This window comes from Synechococcus sp. R60.1, from assembly GCF_047461835.1.
Classification (GTDB): domain Bacteria; phylum Cyanobacteriota; class Cyanobacteriia; order Thermostichales; family Thermostichaceae; genus Thermostichus.
Genome location: NZ_JANSIA010000004.1, coordinates 25,062 through 46,954, shown reverse-complemented (window position 1 = coordinate 46,954; position 21,893 = coordinate 25,062). Strand labels below are relative to the sequence as shown.

Genomic DNA, 21,893 nt, shown 5'->3' with positions numbered 1-21,893 from the left:
CTAACCGGCAAAGCTGTGGGGAGTGGCAACGATGGAAACTGCTGGGATCACTTTGTCCAAATTGCTCCACCAAGCTGGGATCCAGCCTCAATTGGCCCAGGGATCCCTGGAGGGGGTGCAAGTTTGGAGCCTGTGTGCCGACTCCCGCCAGGTGCAGGCCGGGGATCTCTTTCTGGGGATGCCGGGATCCCGCGTGGATGGGGGTTGCTTCGTGGCCCAAGCCCTGGCGGCAGGGGCAGTGGCGGCCCTCATTTCCCAAGAGGCGTGGGAGAGCTTGTCTTCTCAGGAGTTGCTGTCGCAGCAGCCTATCCTGCTTATGCCGCGCGAGGCTCTCCCCAAGGCCGTGGCCCAGGTGGCGGCGGCTTTCTATGGTTTTCCCGCCCGCCAACTGACCTTGGTGGGGGTGACGGGCACCAATGGCAAAACCACCACCACCCATCTCATTGAACATTTGGTACAAGCTGCCGGCCGCTCCACCGCTTTGCTGGGCACTCTGTACAACCGCTGGCCTGGCTATAGCGAAGTGGCCTCCCACACCACCCTTTTTCCCCTAGAGCTGCAGCGCAGCCTGCGGCAGGCCCACCAAGTCGGGGCAGAGGTGGCCGTGATGGAAGTGAGCTCTCACGCATTGGCTCAAGATCGAGTGTGGGGGTGTTCCTTTGCCGCTGCCGTCTGGACCAACCTTACCCAGGATCACCTGGATTTCCACGGCAGCATGGAGAACTACTGGCAGGCCAAAGCCACCCTCTTCCGACAGGAGTATCTCCAAGGGCGGGCGGTGATCAACGCCGACGATGCCGGGGGACGGCGGCTTTTGCAGGCCATTCGGCCCGATCTGCAGCCCTGGGCCTACTCGCTGCAGCCTCTGGAAGGGATCCCCGGCCTCTGGCCCAGCAACGTTCAATTGCACCCCAACGGCTTACAGGCGACGCTCCACACCCCCTCTGGCGCCTTTGCCGTGGAGGCCCCCCTGGTGGGATCCTTCAACCTGGCCAACCTGCTGGCGGCGGTGGGGGTAGCCCTGCACTTGGGGATCCCTGTCGAGATCATCCAGTCGGCCCTGCCCCACTTTCCGGGCGTACCGGGGCGGATGGAGCGGGTGACCCTGCCGGGGCAGGATATCGCGGTAGTTGTGGACTACGCCCACACCCCCGACGGCCTGGAAAACCTGCTCAAGGCCCTGCGATCCCAGGTGCAAGGGCAACTTATCTGCGTCTTTGGCTGTGGCGGGGATCGGGATCGGGGCAAACGACCGCAGATGGGCCGCATTGCCGCCACCTGGGCCGATCAGGTGATCGTTACCTCCGACAACCCCCGCACCGAAGATCCCCAGCAGATCCTACGGGATATTTTGGCCGGGATCCCTGGATCCCCCAGGGCGGTGGAGGTGGATCGGCGGCAGGCCATTCGCCTGGCCATCCTCGCAGCCCAGCCAGGGGATACGGTGGTCATTGCCGGCAAAGGCCATGAGGACTACCAGATCCTGGGCACCGAGAAGATTCACTTCGACGACCGAGAAGAAGCCCGCGCCGCCCTGGCCCTGAGGGAAAAAAGCCGGGGGTGAGGCTAACGGGAGCGGTGCTGCAGCATCAGCTCCACGAACTCGCGGAAGAGGTGATCGGCGTCGTGGGGGCCGGGGCTGGCCTCCGGGTGATACTGCACAGAAAACAGGGGCAGGTGACGGTGGCGGATCCCGGCCACGGTACGGTCATTCAAGTTGAGGTAGGTGATTACCACCCCATCGGCGGGGATCGAAGCGGCATCCACCGCAAATCCGTGGTTCTGGCTGGTGATCTCCACTTGCTTCTCCAACCCGCAAGGGTGGTTGAGGCCGCGGTGGCCAAACTTGAGCTTGTAGGTGGATCCCCCCAGGGCCAAGCTGAGGATCTGATGGCCCAGGCAAATCCCAAATAGGGGCTTCCCGGTTTGCAGCAGAGCTTGGGTGGTGCGGATGGCCGTGGTCTCTGCCGCCGGATCCCCTGGCCCATTGGAGAGGAAGATCCCATCGGGGTTGTAACTCAAAATCTGCTCCGGGCTGGCATTGGCCGGCAACACCATCACCCGACAGCCATAGCGGGTAAGGCGGCGCAGAATGTTGCGCTTAACGCCAAAATCCAAGGCCACCACCCGCAGGGGCGGCTCCGGCACTGGGATCCCTTGGCTGCGCCCATAGTCCCAGTCGGCAGGCGTAGGCTCCAGCCACTCGTAGGGTTGGGGAGTAGTAACTTCCGCCACCAAGCTCAACCCCTGCATGGAAGGAGCCTGGCGCACCCGCTCCAACAAAACCTGGGGATCCAAAGTCTCCGTGGAAAGGGCCCCGTTCATCACCCCCTGAGAGCGCAGCCGCCGCGCCAAAGCCCGCGTATCTACCCCAGCAATGGCCGGGATCCCATATCGTTGCAGGTATTCGGGGAGGGTGGATGTAGCCCGCCAAGAGCTGACCAAGCGAGACACGTTGCGGGCAATCACCCCCGCTACTTGGGGCCGAGCCGATTCTTCATCCAGCTCATTGACTCCGGTATTTCCCAGCTCAGGGCAGGTGAAAGTGACCATCTGCCCCCGGTAGCTAGGGTCGGTGATCACCTCCTGGTAGCCGGTCATGCCCGTGTTGAACACCACCTCGCCCACTGCCGTGCCCGGCGCCCCAAAAGACCAACCGGCAAAGGAAGCACCATCCGCCAGCATCAGCAGGGCAGGCTGACGAGATTGCCAAGGAAAGGTTTTTTCCTGAAGGATTGGGGAAGAAGGGGCCATGCGCTACCCAAAAACATCGGCCTGACCATCCTACCCCCTTTCAAGGAGGTTGCAAGGCTGGCTAGTCTTCCGCATCTGCTCCGCCCGCACAAGCCGGGTCGTTGTCCTTGCGGATGGTGCCTATCAAGGTGCTCACCACCACGCAGCGGTTTTCCCCCTGAGAGTAGGTGCTGCTAACTACAAAGCGACCCAGTTGACGGGCGCGGCCATCGGATTCAAAAACTGGCCTCCCGTCATTGAAGGTGTTGGCTACAGTTACAAAATTGTTCAGGCGTAGCCGCTGACAGGGGGTAGGTTCATCGCAGAGGCCCTCCTCATCCTGGATAACCAGAGTCAGCACGTTTGGCTCTGAATTGTCCACCCCCACCACCCAAGCTCGGCCCAGGAGAGAGGCTCTGGCGTTAGTGCGGGCAGTGCGCAAGGCTCGCTCCACCCTGTTCTGCGCATCCTCAAGCTGGATCCGCGCCCAGATGTTGATCCCAGAGGGAACGGCCAGCACAGCCAAGATGCCGATGATGACCACCACCGCTAGGACTTCTGTCAGCGTAAAGCCCCGGGATCGAAAAGGCTGAGCTCGGCCAATTGCTTTTTTCTCCAAGGCCAACATGGTGGACATTCCCCCTAGGAGAGCGGACGGTTGATAACACCGCGGGCAAGAACCCGTGTTTGCATTGGCAGCAAGTAGCGCGACACCTCTGAGATATCGACGCTGGTGGCATTTCGGATGTAGCGACGGAAAAGGCCAGGGTTGGCCCGCTCCATGGCCGTGGCGGTGATGTTGATGATCACATCCTGCGGTCGGTCAGCACCGGGGCTTTGCCGCACGCAAACGTAGAAGCCCACGTCGTTTTGGTTATTTCCCAACCCCGAGAAGGTGACGCCGTTGGGTCTGCCGCCGCCAAAGGCATAGCCCTGCGGGCAGAGGGGCGCAACCTGCGGACTTCCCTCCCGGCTGCTGAAGATGTTGGAGACCAAAGTTGCCAGGCGGGGGCCATCTGCCCTGCCGGCAATGGGGATTTGGCGCGCTCGAGCTTGCTCGGAAGGCCAAGCAAGGAAACCATCTCGGAACGGATCGGGATCCTCAACAAAGAACGGGCTGCGACCGGCGCAGTTGTTTTGACCCTGAATGTTGAAGGGTCGCAATTCAAAACGGTCGATCCGCGCGTTGCCTTCCCAGGGAGTGCGCCCCGTTGGGTTGCCGGCGTTGTTGTAGTTGCGGCGTAGGTAGTACACCACCAGGGTGTAGATGCCGCGGCGGCTGACAAGAGTGTCCCAATCCGCATTTCTACCGTTCTGATCGCGCGGAAACTCGGGAGGTGGCTGGTCTGGTAGGGTAGCATTGCCTCTTCGAATATCTTGCAAGTTGGGGTTGCCCGCGTAGCATCCCTGCGGGATCGGCTCCAACTTCCAAAAGGCAACAACCGGGATAGCGTCATCGGGTCGGCGGATCCAGCCCGGCGCGTAGAGCCGTTGAATGACATCCGGGATCCCGTCCCCAAGTCGATCAGATTGCTGTGGGTTCTGCTCAGTGTCGTTGTAAATGTAAAGAGCCTCCGCCAAATCCTGCTGGATGAATTCCATGGCTTGGGTCAGCTCCGCCTGCACCTGGGTGCGGCCCGTCTCTTCCCGATCCAGCCGCATCGTCTCAACGACGATCCTCCCCGTGGCCAAGAGAAAGATGAAGGCAATCAGCAGCGAGACCAACAGCTCAATGAGGGTAAACCCTCTGCTCTTACTGGGTCTGCGGCGAAAAATCTTGAAAAACATAGGGAAACACCCCCATCTTCTCAACAGGTTTTGCGGGAAGGAACTTAGGCTCTACCTCACGGTGCAACAGGATTAACAGGCAGGGGGAAAGCCCGGCACCTCTCGATGGGATTCTCGCCTCTGGCAATGGCTATCTGCCGGCAAACATCTCCCAAGTTGGCGGCGGGGTTAATTTCTACAAATGAGGTGGCCATGGGAAAGAGCCAGACATCGGCATTGGCCAAGTTCTGGCTGGCCGAAGCCAACTCCGTTCCCAATCCAGGCAGCGCTTGGCGAGTGGTCGGGTCGAAAGAAAAGCGATGGTAAACCCTCACCCCCATGCGAAAGCTGCAGGGAACCCCCTGAATGACCCTGTTTTCGCGCCGGTCGATGCAAGGTGCCCCTGCGTCGCGGAAGGTTTGGATGACGTATTCTTCGGGGTTACGCCCCGGCACTTGAACCCGAGCCACGCGAATGGAATAGTTGTTCCCCTCTGTGTCCATGTTGGTGGGAGGTGGGGTATTTGCCAGCGGGTTGGCTCCCACGTTGGGCAGACGGGCCAGTTGAGCCCGATCCTGAAAAGCGCGAGGGTTGGCAGCCAGCTCGATATCCACCAGAGTGCGGATGCGGTCTACCTCTTCCTGGGCTAGGCGGTTGGCCAGCTCCACCCGCTCGCTCATGGCGCGCCGGTAGGCGATCAAGGTAAGGGCAGGAGCAAGGGCAGCCATGGCCAAAGCCACAATGACCACCGACACCAAGACCTCAATGAGGGTAAAGCCCCCTGTTTCTTGTTGCCGCCAAAGCCGTCCTTTGCTCATCGATCCCTCCCTTAGCCCACTCTGCTCCTACCTTGAATCTACCCCTGGCATGGGAAGTCAATATCAGTTGAATTCGTTGCAGCCTCCAATCCGAGCAGCCGCCTGCAGGGGCACATCTGGCTGAGCTTGCAGCTCGCAGCGCAGCCGCCGCACATACGGATCCTGAGGATCCAACTCCCGCAAGAACTCCGTGCGCGTGTTGGAGGGGAATTGGAAACGGGCCGACACAGGACTAGGTCGGCGGGCAATTTGCAGGCCCACGTCGTAGCCAAAGCGGCGGTTGGGTGGGGAGTAGTAGTCGTAGCCCCGCACAAAGGTTGGATCCTCCACCAAGTTGGGCGGCTCGAAGCTGTGCTGCAGGAAGGGGCCGGTGGCGTAGGTGCTGTAGTTGAGCTGGATCATCGAGCCGCTGAAGAAGAGGTTGGTATTTCTCCACAGCTCGTTGAGACGCAGGAAGTTATGCATGCCGCCGGCGGTTTGACCAAGCCGCGACGGGATCACGCTGCTAACGGCCACCGCGTTGACCCGCGTTTCTCTGGCCGGCTGCAATTGCCGGTTCTGGCTGCCATCGTCGTTGCGACGGCGTTGGTTCACATCGGTTGAGGCCAGCTCCTGGAAGCGGGGAATGGGAATGGGCCGCCGCGTTACCTCATCCAGGATCACCCCCAGCACGGGGTTGCTGCCGGCAAAGCCAGTGGGAGTCTTGTTCAGGTCCAGGGTGAACGGCTCCACATCCACCCAGACCAGGCCATCGCCATCGCCGCCGTTACGGTCGATCTGAACCTGGATGGTGTTGCCGTTGGGCTTGACGTAGAAGCAGAGGCCATTGCGAATATCTTCACTGCCCTTGTGGTTAATGTAGTATCCGTCCGCATACTTGGACGCGGGAGTGTAGGCTTGGGTCGCGGCGCTTTTGTTGACGCGGGCGTAAGGGTTGAGCGCCATCTGGGGTTGGATCTCTAGCTCTGGCCGATCCGGCAAGTCTAACCCAAACAGTGGATCCCGATCCAAAACGTTCGTCGGCTCGCCTGGATCCCAAGCGCCATTGCCGTTGAGATCCTCAAAGGTGGGATCAGCACCTCCGATGGTACGCAGAGTGCTGGGTCGGCTGGCACCCGTGTAGGCGGTGTACTTGAAGCGGTCGTTGAAGTTGGGGCGAAACACCCCCGGTACCCAGAAGCCACCGTCGGTGGGAGTGACCTTTTCTTCTGAGTCACAGCGAACAGTTCCATTGGGATTGAGCAATCGCCGCCGCAGTTGCCGCGCCCAGTCGTCGGTGCCTAGGCTAAGAGTTCCGGAAATCGGAGAAGCACCACTCTCGGCAGGGCGAATGCCGGGTTCTTTGCTGGGGTTGGCGATCTGGCTGGAGAGCAAATTGCCTCTCAGTCCGGCGCGGGCAGCATAGGCGGGCTCACCAAACATCCAATTGAAGGCCGCCTGCAGAGCCTCGGCAGGGTTGGGCCACTTGGGCGGCTTGGGCACTCCCGCCTTCACCTCCAGCACCGGCGAGAGCTGCGGCTCCAGAGCAATGGTCACGCCTTCAGTAGAAGCCTTGGCCACCGTGTTCACGCCGATCGTCTCCGGCTCTGGATCGGCTTGGATTTCGTGGACAGGGCGCAGCTCCACCGTGTTGGGCTTGGCTGCCATCCACTCGCCCAAGGGGCTCTTGGAAGGAGCTTCTGGGGCAAAGGTGCTCGACCCGCAAGGCCGCCCTTGACAGGTTAAAGATTGTGTCTGCGTTGTAGTGGGCGAGCAGGTGGGGCTGCTGGTGCTGGCGATGAGGGTGCCCGTCCGGGTTTGGGTAAAGGTTTTGGTTGTGCCGCAGGCGATTTGGTCGATGACCTCATCGCAACTGGCCGGTGACCAAGGGCCCCAGTTGTAGTTGCAGATCTTCTGGCAGGTGACCGTCTGGGTTTGCTGCCTGGTGGTGGTTCCGCAAATCGAGGTGCAGGTTTCGGTGCGGGTCTGAGTTATGGTCAGGCCGCCATTGGCCACCGTGCACGCAGGAGTCCAGTCTGTATAGGTGCAGGTAGCCCCCGGAGGTTGGCAAGTGATGGTTTGGTTTTGGGTTTCAGTAAAGGGGCTTTGGCTGGGACACAGCGGCGTAACCGTGCGGCTGCGGCTCTGCGTAATGGTAGCCCGGCTGCACTGCTGCTGCTGGGTACACTGAGGCGTCCAATCCGACCAAGGCCCGTAGTTGTACTGCGGCTGGCAGGTGATCTGCCGAGTTTCCGGCGTTGGCGCGCTGCCAGGGCAACCGGCAGGCAAGGTGGCAGTTCTGGTTTGGGTAATAGTGGTTTGCTGACAGATGTTGGGGTCACATGCAGGAGTCCAGACTCCCCAGATGGGATTGCAATTGAGAGGGGCTTCGCAGTACTTCTGGTTGGATAACAGAGGTTTATTCCGATCCGGCTGGCAAGGTTGGTTCACCCCCTGCAGCGGCTTCAGGTACCGCAGGTCGTAGTCTTCCAGATCGCTGTCATCGCGAGTGGCAAAGCGCAGGGAGGCACTGCCGGTATTTTCGTAAGTTTGGATCTCCACCAAGTAGGGCGAGGGCTGGGATGGATCCGCGCACTCCAGCTCTAATCGCAGGGTGACCAGGTTACCGCCGCCATCCTGCCAGGCTTCGGCACCCGCAGCATTGGGCCCTAGGCTGAGCGGAGTTCCGTTCCAGGCTCCATTGTTGACAAAAGTGGCACTGGAGCCGTCCCGCCGTCGAATGATCAGCCGCACGCCGTCGTCGCCGTTGAGAATGCGGTAGCTCTGTAGGCCCGGCCAACGCGGATACAGCTCCCCTACCCAGCGCACCGCGAAAAAGTCGTTGCCGTTGCTGTTGCCATTCGGCCCTGAGCCGCTTCTACGCCGCCAGCAGGAGCGCTGGAAGTTGAAGTGACTTGGAAAGTTGAGGTCATCCGCGTCGATGGGCAGGTTGTTGCCATCGGGCTCCCCACAACTGGGCATCCAGAACCAGTCGCCGCGATCCCGTCGATCGGAGCTGCCAGGCGGTTGTGACAAACGGCAGCCGGGCTGCAGAACGTCAGCCAATGTGCCGTTGCAGCTGGGGGGATTGTTGTACAGCCGCCGTTTGAAAGGCGAGCGAGAGTCCAGCGATGTGCTAGTGCCAAAAAAGTACTGGAAGCCGCCCCACCAAGGGAAACCGCTACCGCTGCGGGCAAAGGGGGCTAGGTTGCTCGGATTATTGATGGCATCTCGCACACAGGCCCAGCGTTGGTCGTTGGTGCCACTTGGATTACAGGTAGGCGCACTGGTGGTATAGCCATTGTTGTACTGACCAATGGCGTCAGGTACTCCTTGCGCCGGGAATACCGGATCGGGCCAGCGCACTGCCCGCAGGTAGGGCAGGTTGGCATCTTGAGCGTCTGAAGGCAGGGGGCCTACTACCTGGTCAATACGGTTGGTGGCAAACCCTGTGTTGCGGTTGTACCGGTTCTGCGGGTTGCTCAGCCAGCCGTTGTAGTACTCGGCCAATAGGCCACCGCCTCCTTCAGGCTCGGGGCAAGGCCCAAGTGGAGCCACCAGCAGCCAGCGGGAGGTATCCAGCACCGGGTTGCCCAAAGCCGAGATGCGCACCCCAAAGTTGGCATAGCCCGTATCGGGTGCCCGCAAGAGCCGCACTTCGGGCACGCCCAGCCCTGCGGTTCGGTCAGCTTGACCGGAGCTGGCATCGGTACTGTTGCGGCGGGCAAAGATGGTGTCGCGGGCAAACACATCCGGCCAACCCGGCTGGTTGAGGTTGTCGCCCAGGTTCTGGGCCCCGTTGGTGTTGTCAAAGCGCAGAACGCCAGCACCAGCGCTATTCGGATCCGGAGCCGGCCAGTTGTTGCCTCGGATCACCAGCGCTTGGTTGAGGAAAGAAGTGTTGGCTCCTAGGTTTGGCCCGCTGCAGCCGTAGTGTTCGTTGCGGCGAGGAGCCGAGGCTCGTTCTGGGCTGCCCTGGTAGTTCCGGTTAGCCACAAAGCTGCTGCCGCCGCCGTTGAGGGTGCCATCCTGGACAAAGCCGTCGTCGATGCTGCCGTCGCAGAAATCGGCAGAAAGGATGTTCACCGAGTCGCCCAACACATCGCTGGGCCGCCAGAGATCCTGGGCTGCCCGGGCAAAGCGCCGATCTTCATCCCGCCGCAGCCGCCCGTAGAAGTTGCTGTAGAGGCCGTCTCCCCCAAAGTTGAGGAGAGTGGTGAACTCCTCCAGCCGCTGGCCTCCCGTCGTCTGGTGCAGGTTAAAGTCTCCTTGGATGTAGACGGGGTTATCAGAAACAAAGGAGAGACCAAAGACAGCCTCATCGAGGTTAAACCCGCCGCGAGCCAGCCTTGCCCCATTGCGCAGCCGGAAGCCATAGGGCCGCCGATCCGGATCGGCATAGTAGTCCACCGGCTTGGGGCTGAGGTTTTGATCAGAAACAGGGGGATCCCAGACCGTTTGACCATTCGCCGTGCCGCGACCTGGCTGACCAGCGTTCATGATGCCGGCGCTGCCCAGCGTGCCACGGGCGTTTGCCGCTCGCCAAGCTTGTTGATAGGCAGCAAAGGTGCCCAAGGGTGGGCGGGCAATGGCATCTTCCCGCACGGCATCTTCCCGGAAGGCGTAGAAAATCCCCCCTTCTCGGTTCTCGCCAATGCCGGCAGGCAGCCAAGTGTCCCCGTTAATCAACCCCCTGGCCTGTCCGTTGACGTTGTTGGTCAGCAGGGCCAGGTCGATGTTGAGGGCCCGCACCGCCATCGCCTCGCGGCCATCGTAAAAGACGGAATCCTTAAAGGGCACGCGGTAGCACTGGTCGCCAATCCGAATGAGATCAAATTGGTTGCTATTGGGGCCAGCAGCAGTGCAATTGGCTGGGGCATAGGGCAAAGCCCAGTTGCCAATTCCAGAACGGGGCTCCAGAGCAACCTCGTTTAAGTTGGTTACAGCCTGATAGCTGACTGTGCTCGGAAGGAAGGAGTAAGCGCTGCGCCGCTCCGTTTCCAGGGTATCCGTCTGGTTGAAACTGGTGGTCGGGAAGATGTAGCGCAGCGGCAGATAAAACCGATTGGCCGCCTCTCGGTTCCCGGCACGGCTGGCTTGAATGTCGTTCCAGAGGCTGCCGAGAACTGGGGACGAGCTCCCAGATCCAGAGCTGGTGCCACCAGAACCACCGCCCCCGATGCTGCTACTGCCGCCACCTTGCTGACGGGCAGCCTCCTCGATGCGCAGGATGTTGTCGGCCAGCATGCCCAACATGCAGCCTGCCGTTTGCAGCGTGGTCTGGTCGGCTAGGCTCAGTTGGCTAACGGGGGTACCTCGGTTAACGGTATCGATCACCCGCCGCAGCTCCGAGAAGTTGCCAAAAGCCGTAATAAACGGATCCGGGTGAATGCGGCCCGCCTCTTGACGCGGCGGATAGGCCCCATCGGGATCGCCGGCAAAATTGGCCAGGTTGGTGAGCGCTGTCCACAAAGGAGTGCCAGGCCGCAGTTGCTCCCGCATCGGCTCGGGGTCATACTCCCAAACGTTGGTGCCCTCTCCAGTAAAGAAGTTGATGCCCAGTTGAGTGCGCTGGTCGCCGGTAGGGAAGGTGGAAGCCCGCTGCAAGCTCCAGGGAGAGCCGGGGTGGGCTACCGTGGCCAGGCAAGCAATGGGGAAGCGCCCATCTCGGTGGCTGTAGTGGTAAACGGCAGTGGCCTGCACCGCCGCCGGGTTATCCCGCAGCGTCAGGCGTTGCCGCGCCTCGTTGCTGATGAAAATGGGCTGCAACTTGGTGGGATCGTTGGGATCCCCGGGCGGCACCAGAGGCAAAGGCAAAGAATCGGTGCGGGTTAGCTCCAGCCGCTGGCCCACGATCACCCGCAAGCCCTCCACGCGTGCCCGCCGCTCCCAATAGCCATCCAAGCCCACCTCGGAAAGGGCGCCTGGGGGTGGGTTGTCCTCGGTCAAAGACTCATTCTGGTTGTTCCTGGCATCAGCAGGAATCGGGCTACCGGCACCGACACCAAACCTCTGAGCAAAGGTGTCCACATCGCAGCCCCTCTGCGGGTCAGGAGTTACAGGCGGACGGTCGTAGCTGGCCTTGGGCCCAAAGCGGTTGTCGGCCCGATACACATCGTCCACGTAGGGAGGGCAGGTCTGGTCGGCCCCGGCCTGAAAACCGCCCGCCTTAATCCGTCCGGGGTTGGGATCGCGCTTAGCGTTGAGGGGAGAAGCCGCCCATCCCGATGCATCTTGGGCATAGGATCCCCGGGTGCGAATGCGACCGAAAAGGTGGAGCTCCAACGGATCCAAAGCCACATTTTCTGGCTCTACCTGGTTTTGCACCGAGTCAAAATTTAAGTTGTTCAACCGAGCCAACACAGTCGGCTCTCTATCTTGCTGGCCAGAGTGAACATCGAAAATCAGGGTATCGCTCACCTGCTGGCCGGCATAGCCAATAGCCCCAGCCACCAGCTCTCCAAAGGCAGTGATTTCGGAGTTGTCGGGGGGCATGTAGAAGCAGGATTGCTCCGAGCTGATGGTGAAAGCCCGGAACAAGTTGTTGGGGGCATAGCGGAAGAAAAGGCTGCCGCCGGCGTAGATGGCGCCGTTCCAGTTGTAGCCGGGGGTGAAGAAAAACTCTAGGTCGCCGCGGCTGAAGGCCCCCCACTTGTTCAGCAGATCCCGCTTCCGATCCTGCTGGAATTGCAAAGCCGAAACGGCGCGGGTGGTGGAGTCGGCCCCCTCAAGCGGCAAGGTAACGGCAAAGACCTGAAAGGGCTTGTACAGCGCCGTGCCCACCTGGAACCAGTCCCCCACGTTGGGGTTAATCGTCTGCTGAGCGGGGTTATCGGTACAAGGGCCCAGAGCGGAGCCCTGTAGGGGGCCACTGCGGATCATCAGGCGCCGCGCCCGCTCCGTATCCGTTAGCTGGCTATCCTCAAAGCCGGCGCCAGCAGCCCGACGGGTGTTAAGGATGGTATAGGCGGTTACGGAGTCGTTGACGCCGTTGTTGTCGGTGTCCGCCAAAAACCACCAGGCTGGCGCCCGCACTTGCTGAATGTTGCCTCCGATCACAAACTGAGTTTCATCGGGGAGGATGTAGGGATTATTCTCATCCCTAGGGATTAGTTCTTCCTCCCCGTCATTAATCAAGGCTGCGACAAGCTGCGCATCGGTGGGGGTACCGGCGGGAAGGCGAGGATCCCGTACCAGATATTCGATCTTGGCCCTGGCCCGGTCGATGGCGGCATTCAGTTGCCGGCTGACGGTTTGCCCTGCCCGTTCCACCTGGGTTTGGATGCTGCGCTGGGTAGAGCGGGTCAGGAGGCCTACTGTAACCAAGCTCAAGACCAGCACGATCAAAATGGCAACCGGCAGGACAAAGCCCCGCTCTCGAATCTTGCGCCGATCTACCCGTGCTTTCAAAGAGGCGAGCAAGCGCAGGGTGAGCTTGAGCAGCAGCGTGGAAGGAGCAGACATACCGTATCTCGGACAACGTGAAGAGGAAGGCGGCACCCAGGGGATCCCTTGTCAAGATGCCAAGCTAGCAACAGTATGGCGGTGATCATGGCCGCCGCAAATCCCCACCTCTGGGGGGAATCCCCAAGCCCTTTCTCCAATTCACAAGATCCCCAGTTGCTGCGCCTTGAGCAGGGCGGTGACACGGTCGCTAGCATCCAGCTTGCGGTAGGCGGTGCTGGCATATTCTTTGACGGTTTCGATGCTTAGGCCCAGACGGCGGGCAATCTGTTTGTTGGCCAGGCCCTCGCTCATCAGTTGCAGCACGCACAGCTCGCGGGGGGTGAGCTTGGGCAGCTCCTGTCGGGCAGGCAGCCAGTCTCGTTCGGGGTTGGACAAAATCTGACGGATGACGCGGGCCAATTCCGCCGGGTCGGTCTCTTTGGAAAGGTAGCCTTTGGCCCCGGCGCGGCGGGCTGCCTCAATCAGACCCGGCTCCTGAAAGGTGGTCATCATCACCACCACCACCGGCAGGCCCAGCTCGGTGATTTGCTGGCAGGCGGCGATCCCATCCCCATCCGGCATGCGCACATCCAAAATGGCCACGTCGATGGGGCAACTGCGGCAGTACTGAACGGCCTGGGATCCCGTCTCGGCTTCGGCCACCACCTCAAATCCTTGGGCTTGCAGGGCAAACTTCAGCCCCAGCCGGAAGAGGGGATGATCGTCGGCAATGAGAACGCGGACAGGGGAAGTCATGGCAGGGGATCCCAGCCGAGGGGGTGCTGGTTTTAATCTGCCCAAGGGGGGATCCCAAATAAAGCGCCCTCACCCCCAGCCCCTCTCCCTTGGGGAGAGGGGGGTTATGGCTTCACCAAGACCATGCCGCGGGCCTGGGGGTCAAAGGTGGGATCCAGCCGGGTTTGGGCATTGTACAGGGCGCCGGTCAGATCCGCCCCCTCCAGAAAAGCGCCTCGCAGGTCGGCCCCCCGCAGATCGGCATTGTGTAACTTGGCCCCTGTGAGGTCGGCGCCGGTGAGGATGGCTCGACGCAAGTCGGCCCCGCTTAAGTTGGCCACCTGCAGATTGGCACCCGTCAGATCTGTCTGCTGCAGGTTGGCCTGCGCCAGATCGGCTTCCCACAAGAAAGCCCCTGCCTGAGCTGAGCCACTCAGATTGGCCCCTCTCAAATCGGCCAGATTGAGGATTGCTTGGGAGAGGTCGGCAGCTTGGAGATTGGCCTGTCTGAGGATCGCTTCTTTCAGGTTGGCCCCACTGAGGTCAGCTCCCGGCAGTTCTGCCCCCGTCAGGTTGCAGGCGGGGCAATCTTTGCTGGGAAAAACAATTTGGGAGCGGCCCAGTTGGGCATCCAACTCCAGTTGGGCAAAGGCCGCAGCCCCTGGGAAGACCACCCAGCCGAGCAAACTCGCCCCACCCCAGAGCTTTGTGAACCGGAGCCATGCCATTCTTTTCACCGGATCCCCTGCACTGGCGATGGTAGCTGCTCCGGAGCCCAAGCGCTCCCCCTCACCCCCAACCCCTCTCCCCAAGGGAGAGGGGGGTTTTGAGTGGCTGGCAGTGGGGGCAAAAGTGAGCCGACCGACCTGCCAGCTTCATCCGCTGAATTGGGGTGCCACAGAGGCGACAGGGATCCCCTTCCCGACCGTACACCCACGCTTGCCCTTGATAGTTGCCGTTGAGCCCACGCAGATCCCGGTAATCCCGCAAGGTGGTGCCCCGCTGCTCCAGCCCGGCCCGTAACACCTCGATCAAAGCTTCTCGCAGGCGTGCCTTGGCCACATCCGAAAGCTGAACTGCTGGCGTCAAAGGGTGAATGCCGCTCAGAAACAGGGCTTCGTCGGCGTAAATGTTGCCCACCCCGGCTACCAGCGATTGATCCAGCAGCGCGGTTTTAATAAGACGGCGGCTCTTCTGCAGGGCAGCCTGGAAATAGGCCTCAGAAAAAGCTGGCGAAAAGGGCTCCGGCCCCAAAGTCTGCAGGGTGGGGATCACCGCCTCCAGCTCAACACCGGCAGGCACCAGCCACATCTGGCCAAAGGTGCGCTGATCCACAAAGCGCAAGTCCCACCCTTCCTCGAAGGCCAAACGAACACGAGTGTGAGCTGATAAAGGGGTGGATCCCTGCACCCAGAGCAACTGCCCGGTCATGCGCAGATGCACGCCCAGAACAGCTCTCGAATCCAGGGATCCCAGGAGATACTTTCCTCGCCGCTGCCACTGGGTAAAACGGGTGCCAATCAAGCTCCGCCCAAACATCTCCCCTGCAGGGTAGGCAATGGTGCGGGCCAGGAGCACCTCCACCGCAAGTATCCGCGGCCCCAGGGTGAGGCGTTGCAAATCTTGCCGAACTGTTTCAACTTCCGGCAGTTCAGGCACAGAACGACTTGCTCAAGAACACAGTCCCCGGCATCAGAACCCTTGTTGGTTTAGCTGGCCGGAGCGGCTTTGGCCTTGGCTTTGGGAGCTTCCAACACTTCCAGTTCATCTTCGCGGAAGTTGTTGGTGTTGATGTTGTAGTAGTTGATCTTGTCAAAGCGGACGATCACCGGGTAGAGAATGCCGCTGGTATCCACCGCCGCAACCGTTCCCACATCCCGGTACCAGTAGGATTCTTTCCGCAGCACACGGACTTTGGCACCACGCTGAATTGCCATGAGGGTTATCTCCATTGACCTGAACTCAGATTACCCTAGTCCGTGAGAAGGCTGCGATTTCCGAATTTTTGTAACAGGGATCCGCTTTTGTCTGGCTGGGTTTTCGGGGCCAACAGCAGATGAACCGTCGCACCTGTGGAGCCTGGCTGTTGGGTTCTGCTTTGACCTGGGGCTTGCAGGGGAAATCTGCAGGGCTGCCCCATCCGCGCGATTTTGCCGCCGTCCTCAACCTGAACACCGGTCGTTTAACAAGGGTTTGGCAGCCGGAGCAGGCTTCCAGAATCAGGGCCAGCCCTGGCTCAACCGTCAAGTGTGCCGTTGCCGCTGCTGCTCTGCAGACCGGGATCAGCTCCGGCGAGCGCTTGATCCACTGCCCGGGTTGGTGGGATCCGCCGCCGCAACTGGGGTTGGGCCGCCTACCCTGCTGGGATCCCCGCGGCCATGGGGCTTTGAACTTGCGCCAGGCCCTGGCCCACTCTTGCAACGTGCATTTTTACCAGTTGGGCTGGGAGCTGGGGGCCGATACCCTGGTGGAGTGGCTGCGGCGCTTCGGCCTAGGGAGTGTGCAGAATACAACTCCGGCTCCGCTCTTGGCGACCGGTCTGGCTGGGCCGGTAGATCCCTGGGAGCTGTTGGTTTATGGGGGCGTGATTGCCCGCCGCGGTGTTCCCCTTTCTGGCGAGGTCTCCCTGCCTGCCCTCTCTTTACCGGCTTGGATTTGGGAGGCTCTCCATGCCGGCATGAGCCTGGCGGCAACAGCGGGCACCTGTCGCGGCATTGCCCCAGAAGGGATCCCAGTGGCAGCCAAGTCTGGCACCATCCTCAATCCTCAACGACGAGGACGACCAATTCTCTGGGCAGAAGATTTTCAAGCCTGGTTGCTGGCCTTTTGGCCCCTGCCGGATCCCAACTGGACGCTGGTGCTGCACCTGCATCAGGGCAAAGCCTATGAGGCGGCCATTCCCCTGGCGCGGCAGATCATCGCCGCCATCGGCAGCGGGTGACCACCTTGCTTGCGATCATGAAGAAATGCAAACTATACTGAAGGTCAAGTGCCGTTCTCGTTTTCGTTCTTTACGGATCCCACTCCCCGTCGTTCCCATTTACCCTGGAGGTTCTCATGTCTAATCCCAATTTGTCTGAGCCCAAGTTTGGCTTTAACGAGTATGCCGAGCGCCTCAACGGTCGGGCTGCCATGATTGGCTTCGTGTTGGCCATTGTCATCGAAGCGGTGACGGGCCAAGGCGTTGCTTCCTGGCTGGGCCTGATCTAAGAGACCTCAACTTACCGCCTTTTGGCTTTTCCTTGGGTCTGCTGGCTTGCAGGCCCTTTATTGTATTGAGCAGGAAGCTTGACTGCACCAGTTGTAGCCGTTCTGAATGGCAACAAGGCTTGAGCGGGCACCAACTACTCCAAGCAATTCCGACAGCGCCGAATCTTTCCCTTTCTCCCTCTGAGGGAGGAGCTGGTGTGAGGGTATCCCACTAGTTCCATTAGATGATCCCTTCCTGCCGCTTGGCGATTGGCATGCGCCAGCCGGTGCCGAAGGCGCGATCGGTAATGCGTAGCCCAGGGGGAGCTTGGTGTCGCTTGAACTCGGCATTCTGAACCAGCCGCAGCACGTGCTGCACCGTGTCGGGATCGAACCCTTGAGCCACCAACTCGGGGCTGGATTGATGCTGCTCGATGTGCCGCTGCAGGATCTTGTCCAGCAAATCGTAGGGGGGCAAGCTGTCGCTATCTTGTTGGCCGGGTCGCAATTCTGCCGAGGGGGGCTTGGTCAGAGTAGCAAGCGGGATCCGCTCCTGCTGTCGGTTGATCCAGCGAGCCAAGCGGTACACCCAGGTCTTGGGCACATCGGAGATCACCGCCAGGCCGCCGGACATATCCCCGTAAATGGTGCAGTAGCCCACTGCTAGCTCTGATTTGTTGCCTGTGGTCAGCAGCAGCCGCCCGAACTTGTTGGAAAGGGCCATGAGGAGGGTGCCGCGAATGCGAGATTGCAGGTTTTCTTCCGTGATGTCTGGGGGGAGGCCGGCAAAGGGCTCTGCCAAAAGCTGGTGGTAGCTCTCCATGATGGACTGAATCGGCAGCTTCAGGGTCGGGATCCCCAGGTTTTGCGCCAGTTGGTAGGCGTCGGTCAGGCTGCCAGGGCTGGAATAGGGAGAGGGCATGAGCACCCCCAGCACCCGCTCCGGCCCCAAGGCATCGGCGGCGATCACAGCAGTGACGGCAGAGTCGATCCCCCCCGACAGGCCCAATAGCACCTCGCGAAAGCCACATTTGCTGACGTAATCGCGGGTGCCCAAAACCAACGCCTCGTACAGCTCAGCTTCCGGCTCGGTCGGCCAGCGGGATCCCGTAGTCGGTGGATTCTGGTCTGGGTTGGGAGACTGGGTCAACTCGTCCACATCCAGGATGAGCTGATCCGGCTGAAAGGCAGCCGCTTGGGCCACAACCCGACCCCAGCGATCTAGGGCGCAACTGGCCCCATCGAAGATCAAATCATCATTGCCCCCCACCTGATTGACGTAGAGAATGGGCAGGGCGTGCTTGCGGGCCAGGGAGCCCAGCATCTCCACCCGCAACTTCTGTTTGCCTAGGCTGAAGGGGGAAGCCGAGAGGTTAATCAGCAGGTCGGCACCGCAGCGGGCCATCTCTTCCACCGGATCCCAGTGGTAGCGGCGGTGCTGCCAAAAGTCGCGGTCGTTCCAAATGTCTTCACAAATGGTAAAGCCCAGGCGGCGGCCACGGTACTCGATGGGTTGGGGCTGGGATCCCGGCTCAAAATAGCGATCTTCGTCGAAGACATCGTAGGTGGGCAAGAGCGACTTCTGGAACCAATGGCGGATCTGGCCCCCCTCCAGCCAGGCAGCAGCATTGTAAAGGGGCCGACCCTCAGGCAGAGGATTGGGCTGCACGGATCCCACGACTACCGGAATGCTGGCCTGTAACCGGCTGGCCAAGTGCTGCAAAACCTGGCTTGCCCTCTCGACCAGGGCCGGATAGAGCAACAAATCGCGGGGTGGATATCCCAGCAACGCCAGCTCGGAGGTGATGGCCAACTCTGCTCCCGCCGCCGCCACTGCCTCAACCGCTGAACGGATGCGCTCGGCATTTCCGCTTAGATCGCCGACGATGTAGTTCAGTTGCAACAGCGCTACCTTCACCCTGCCCCCCATATGGTAAATCTCACCATAAGTGGCCCAAACCGAATCGTCAACAAGATTCTGCTGCGGGCAAGCGAAGAATAAACGTGGTTTGGTGGGCAGTGCTTTCCACCTGCAAAGAGCCGCCCAAGTGGTTGGCAATGGCTTGGGCCAGAGCCAATCCCAAGCCTGTTCCCCCCTGCTGCCAGGGATCCGAGTGGGGGATGCGATAAAACTGCTCGAAAATGCGTTCTTGTTCTTCGAGGGGAATGGTGGTGCCCGTGTTGGTCAAGCGCAGCTCCCAGCGGTCGGAACCTAAAGCAACAGCCTCTAGGACAATGTGTTCGCCGGCGGGCGTGAATTTGTGGGCATTGGTCAAAAGCTCACAGACCAAGCGTTCCAACAGGCGGGGATGGGTGTGCAGATAGGGCAGGTGGGGATCCCAGTGAACTTCTAGGGTTTGCTGCCGCTTGCGCATCCGGTCTTGGAACCGATTGATAAGAGGTGCCAAAAGGAGAGGCAGGTTAACCTGCTCAGAGGGCAGCTTGAGCGTATTGCCCGACAAATTTTGTAGATCCAGAAGATCGTTAATTAGGGAGATCTCTCGCTCGCACGCCTGCTCCAGAACCTCAAGATACTGGATTTGCTTGGGGGTGAGAGGAGAAACTTGATGGCTCAGTTTCAGCAGGTGAACCGAGAGGCTAATGCTGGTAAGGGGAGTGCGCAGCTCATGGGAGACGGCGGCCAGGAAGTTATCCCTAATTTGGCTGAGTTTTTTCAATTCCGTCACCTGAGCCTGGCTGCTGAGGTAGAGCCTGGCCTGTCGCAGGGCAATCGCACACTGGGCCGCCATTTGCTGAGCCAAATCAATTTCCCAATCGCTAAAACTCTCCTCAGGGGGCCGGGCCAGCCACAGATCCCCAAGAATGCCCTGATCGTCGGCAATGGGGCAGGCCAGCTTGGTCAAATAAGGGGGCAAAGTGTCGGGATCCCGTTGACGATCCCGAGCGCACAGTTGAAAGCACCAGCCTCGCCATAGCTGTTCGTAGAAGAGGGGAAAATCTCTCATCCAAACCCGAGCCCCGACCCCAGAGGTCGAAAGCGTCGTGTATTCATAGCTGATCAGGGAGTAGGTTCGGCGGCTATCGTAAAGGCCGACATTGCAAAAAAGAACGCCCAAAAATTTCCCCAGCTCGTTCACAACCGTCTGCAAGATCTGCTTTTCGTCCAGAGTTGCCCGTATCTGATGGGTAAGGCGGCGCAGAATCGATTCAAACTGCAGACTGCGTTCCAGTTGCTGGGTTCGCTGTTGCACCAGGGCTGTTAATTCAGCTTCTCGTGTTTGCTGGGCCAGCTCCAGGCGCTTGCGCAGGGTGATATCGCGCACCAAAACAATGGCCTCATCCGGCCCAAAGGGCAACAGACGGGCCTCGCGATATTCCGGCAATGCTTCCGCCGCGTCTTGAGAAATTTGAGGAAGCGGATATTCAATAACCTGAATTTCTCCCGTTTGAAAGGCTTTCTCCAACAAGGGAGCAAAGTAGATTTTCCAATGCTCTGGAAACAGATCCTGAATGTACTGGTTAGGATAGCGGTCATCGGGATAGGCGGATGCAAATCCTCTGGGGGGCTTATAGGACAAGACTAGCCCTTGCCGATCCACTTGCAAAAGCATATCTGGGATCGCTTCGTAAAGAGCGCGGTAACGTGCTTCGCTGCGGGCCAGATCGGCCAAACTTTCTCGCAGGTGAGTTTCGGCCCTTTTTCGCTCGGAAATATCTTCTAGAAATTGGATGGCAAACAGAGGCTCGTTTTGAGCGTTTCGCACCGCGAAGAGTTGTAAGCGAACCCAGATCTCTCTGCCATCTTTACGGCAAATCACCTTTTCATATTCATAGTTGTTGGTGTACCCGGAAAGCAGTTCATTCCAGAGTATCTCGCCCCGTTCTCGGTCTTCGGGATAGGGAGTGTAATCTTCCGCTTTCAGAGCCGACCAATCTTCCTCGCTGTACCCTGTAATCTCTGCCATTGCCGGGTTGAGGCTGAGATACCGGGGATCAGGATCCAAGCTCATCAGAGCAATCCCTTGGCTACAGAAGTTGAAGATCCCCTGCAATTGGTTTTGAATTTCCTCAAGAGCAGATTTGATGGATCGGTGCTCGCTGATATCATCCAGGAAGTGAACGGCAAATAGAGGCTTTTGTTCTTCATCTCTCACAACATAAACCTGAGACTTTACCCAGATGATTTGGCCATTCTTTCGGGTGTAGCGATGTTCCCATTCATAATGACTGCGCCAACCCTCGATCATCTCCTGCCAGAGGTTTTTTAGGGTTTCAACATCAGCCAAATCTGGGATATAGGCCTCCAGAGGCAAAGCTTTCAGTTCCTCTGCAGAATATCCTGTTATATCCTTGAGGGCTGAGTTCATGCCATGTGGCTTGGATTCTGGCTCAAGAGGCAGCAGAGAAATGCCCAAATTGCAGGACTCTACAATACCCCAGAATCGCTGTTGAATCTCCAACAAAGCCAGCTCTAGACGCTTACGCTCGGTAATATCTTGAATGCAGCCAAGCACGCAATTTGCTCCGTAGGGAACTATGCAAATTTCTTGGTAACGGAGCTCTCCCGCTGAGTTGGTTAGGGGATATTCCAAGGTTTGCTGGGATCCGCTGCTCAAGCAACGGTCAATCAGCCTCCGGAGTTGGTCGCTAACCTCAGAGCCGAACAGCTCTTGCACTGCTTTTCCCTGAAGGTGCTCTGCTGGGAGTGAGGCAACACAAGCATTCTCCGGGGAAGAAATCAGCTCCAGGCATTTGCCTTCTTGGCTAAAGATCATTAAGGCTTGTGGGATAGCACAAACCAACCTTTTGTAGCGGAGTTGGCTCTCTGCAAGCGCTTGTTCAGCCCGCTTCTGTGCCGTGATGTCTTCCACATACCCCTCAAAACAGAGGGGATCCCCTGCCGGATTGCGGACAACTTGAATTTGTTCTCGCACCCACAAGTCCAAGCCCTTGCGACTGTGGATCAAAAACTCTCGCGCCACTCTCCCGTCGCCGACTTTGCCTGCAAGCAGATCCTGGAAAATCTGACGACGACCGGCAGCATCGACATAAAGACGATGGCCAAAATCCGACAGATGGCGCATCAGATGAGCGGAGGAGGCATAGCCATATATCTCGGCAAGCTTGGCATTTGCAAACCGGTATCGTCCCTGCAGATCCACACGAAAGACCCCAATGGGGGCATTTTCCAGGAGCACATCAAGTTCGGCCAGCATCAGGATCCCCTATTGGCAAGCAGTACCAGGGCACTGAGAACACCTGTCC

At 59.7% G+C, this 21,893-nt stretch carries 14 protein-coding genes; 3 read left to right on the top strand and 11 right to left on the bottom strand.

Annotated features, from left to right (window positions below; translation table 11 throughout):
• Positions 1 to 31 precede the first annotated feature (31 nt).
• Positions 32 to 1,564, top strand: coding sequence for a UDP-N-acetylmuramoyl-L-alanyl-D-glutamate--2,6-diaminopimelate ligase (locus tag NW834_RS01410; protein ID WP_414419045.1), 1,533 nt, complete (start codon positions 32 to 34; stop codon positions 1,562 to 1,564).
• A 2-nt stretch (positions 1,565 to 1,566) separates the two neighbouring features.
• Here the strand turns inward: NW834_RS01410 and carA are convergent, their stop codons facing one another.
• The 9 genes from carA to NW834_RS01365 all read right to left on the bottom strand — a co-directional run bounded on the left by carA (position 1,567) and on the right by NW834_RS01365 (position 15,415).
• Positions 1,567 to 2,754 carry a glutamine-hydrolyzing carbamoyl-phosphate synthase small subunit gene (carA, locus tag NW834_RS01405; RefSeq protein WP_414419046.1) on the bottom strand — a complete coding sequence of 396 codons (1,188 nt, stop codon included), beginning with the start codon at positions 2,752 to 2,754 and terminating at the stop codon, positions 1,567 to 1,569.
• 61 nt (positions 2,755 to 2,815) lie between these two features.
• Positions 2,816 to 3,361, bottom strand: a complete 546-nt coding sequence (locus NW834_RS01400; RefSeq protein WP_414419047.1) for a Tfp pilus assembly protein FimT/FimU — start codon at positions 3,359 to 3,361, stop codon at positions 2,816 to 2,818.
• Positions 3,362 to 3,375: 14 nt separating this feature from the next.
• Positions 3,376 to 4,521, bottom strand: a complete 1,146-nt coding sequence (locus NW834_RS01395) for a type II secretion system protein J (RefSeq protein ID WP_414419048.1) — start codon at positions 4,519 to 4,521, stop codon at positions 3,376 to 3,378.
• 56 nt (positions 4,522 to 4,577) lie between these two features.
• On the bottom strand, positions 4,578 to 5,318 hold the full coding sequence (locus NW834_RS01390) for a prepilin-type N-terminal cleavage/methylation domain-containing protein (protein ID WP_414419049.1): 741 nt from the start codon (positions 5,316 to 5,318) through the stop codon (positions 4,578 to 4,580).
• Between the two features lie 63 nt (positions 5,319 to 5,381).
• Positions 5,382 to 12,761 (bottom strand): hormogonium polysaccharide biosynthesis protein HpsA, encoded by a 7,380-nt coding sequence (gene hpsA / locus NW834_RS01385; protein ID WP_414426199.1) that lies wholly within the window; start codon positions 12,759 to 12,761, stop codon positions 5,382 to 5,384.
• A 141-nt stretch (positions 12,762 to 12,902) separates the two neighbouring features.
• Positions 12,903 to 13,499 (bottom strand): response regulator, encoded by a 597-nt coding sequence (locus tag NW834_RS01380; protein ID WP_414418788.1) that lies wholly within the window; start codon positions 13,497 to 13,499, stop codon positions 12,903 to 12,905.
• 104 nt (positions 13,500 to 13,603) lie between these two features.
• The gene (locus NW834_RS01375; protein ID WP_414418787.1) at positions 13,604 to 14,206 is read right to left on the bottom strand and encodes a pentapeptide repeat-containing protein; all 603 of its coding nucleotides are present in this window, start codon (positions 14,204 to 14,206) and stop codon (positions 13,604 to 13,606) included.
• Between the two features lie 61 nt (positions 14,207 to 14,267).
• Positions 14,268 to 15,137 (bottom strand): DNA-formamidopyrimidine glycosylase, encoded by an 870-nt coding sequence (locus NW834_RS01370; RefSeq protein ID WP_414342749.1) that lies wholly within the window; start codon positions 15,135 to 15,137, stop codon positions 14,268 to 14,270.
• A 50-nt stretch (positions 15,138 to 15,187) separates the two neighbouring features.
• Positions 15,188 to 15,415, bottom strand: a complete 228-nt coding sequence (locus NW834_RS01365) for a photosystem I reaction center subunit IV (RefSeq protein WP_414329200.1) — start codon at positions 15,413 to 15,415, stop codon at positions 15,188 to 15,190.
• Between the two features lie 119 nt (positions 15,416 to 15,534).
• On the opposite strand from NW834_RS01365, the gene NW834_RS01360 reads away from it, so the two are divergent.
• Positions 15,535 to 16,419, top strand: a complete 885-nt coding sequence (locus NW834_RS01360) for a penicillin-binding transpeptidase domain-containing protein (protein ID WP_414342748.1) — start codon at positions 15,535 to 15,537, stop codon at positions 16,417 to 16,419.
• 116 nt (positions 16,420 to 16,535) lie between these two features.
• Positions 16,536 to 16,688, top strand: a complete 153-nt coding sequence (locus NW834_RS01355; protein ID WP_011429120.1) for a chlorophyll a/b-binding protein — start codon at positions 16,536 to 16,538, stop codon at positions 16,686 to 16,688.
• Positions 16,689 to 16,908: 220 nt separating this feature from the next.
• Here NW834_RS01355 and NW834_RS01350 read toward each other — a convergent pair whose 3' ends face one another.
• Positions 16,909 to 18,597, bottom strand: coding sequence for an NAD+ synthase (locus tag NW834_RS01350; protein ID WP_414418786.1), 1,689 nt, complete (start codon positions 18,595 to 18,597; stop codon positions 16,909 to 16,911).
• Positions 18,598 to 18,634: 37 nt separating this feature from the next.
• Complete coding sequence (locus tag NW834_RS01345) at positions 18,635 to 21,844, bottom strand: PAS domain S-box protein (protein WP_414418785.1); 3,210 nt, start codon at positions 21,842 to 21,844, stop codon at positions 18,635 to 18,637.
• Positions 21,845 to 21,893: the final 49 nt, after the last annotated feature.

What these genes read in the sequence shown, in the direction of transcription:
- NW834_RS01380 (WP_414418788.1), bottom strand. Translation starts at nt 13,499, where the DNA reads ATGACTTCCCCTGTCCGCGTTCTCATTGCCGACGATCATCCCCTCTTC.
- NW834_RS01360 (WP_414342748.1), top strand. Translation starts at nt 15,535, where the DNA reads ATGAACCGTCGCACCTGTGGAGCCTGGCTGTTGGGTTCTGCTTTGACC.
- NW834_RS01400 (WP_414419047.1), bottom strand. Translation starts at nt 3,361, where the DNA reads ATGTTGGCCTTGGAGAAAAAAGCAATTGGCCGAGCTCAGCCTTTTCGA.
- NW834_RS01350 (WP_414418786.1), bottom strand. Translation starts at nt 18,597, where the DNA reads ATGGGGGGCAGGGTGAAGGTAGCGCTGTTGCAACTGAACTACATCGTC.
- NW834_RS01410 (WP_414419045.1), top strand. Translation starts at nt 32, where the DNA reads ATGGAAACTGCTGGGATCACTTTGTCCAAATTGCTCCACCAAGCTGGG.
- NW834_RS01355 (WP_011429120.1), top strand. Translation starts at nt 16,536, where the DNA reads ATGTCTAATCCCAATTTGTCTGAGCCCAAGTTTGGCTTTAACGAGTAT.
- NW834_RS01395 (WP_414419048.1), bottom strand. Translation starts at nt 4,521, where the DNA reads ATGTTTTTCAAGATTTTTCGCCGCAGACCCAGTAAGAGCAGAGGGTTT.
- NW834_RS01345 (WP_414418785.1), bottom strand. Translation starts at nt 21,844, where the DNA reads ATGCTGGCCGAACTTGATGTGCTCCTGGAAAATGCCCCCATTGGGGTC.
- NW834_RS01375 (WP_414418787.1), bottom strand. Translation starts at nt 14,206, where the DNA reads ATGGCATGGCTCCGGTTCACAAAGCTCTGGGGTGGGGCGAGTTTGCTC.
- carA (WP_414419046.1), bottom strand. Translation starts at nt 2,754, where the DNA reads ATGGCCCCTTCTTCCCCAATCCTTCAGGAAAAAACCTTTCCTTGGCAA.
- NW834_RS01390 (WP_414419049.1), bottom strand. Translation starts at nt 5,318, where the DNA reads ATGAGCAAAGGACGGCTTTGGCGGCAACAAGAAACAGGGGGCTTTACC.
- NW834_RS01365 (WP_414329200.1), bottom strand. Translation starts at nt 15,415, where the DNA reads ATGGCAATTCAGCGTGGTGCCAAAGTCCGTGTGCTGCGGAAAGAATCC.
- hpsA (WP_414426199.1), bottom strand. Translation starts at nt 12,761, where the DNA reads ATGTCTGCTCCTTCCACGCTGCTGCTCAAGCTCACCCTGCGCTTGCTC.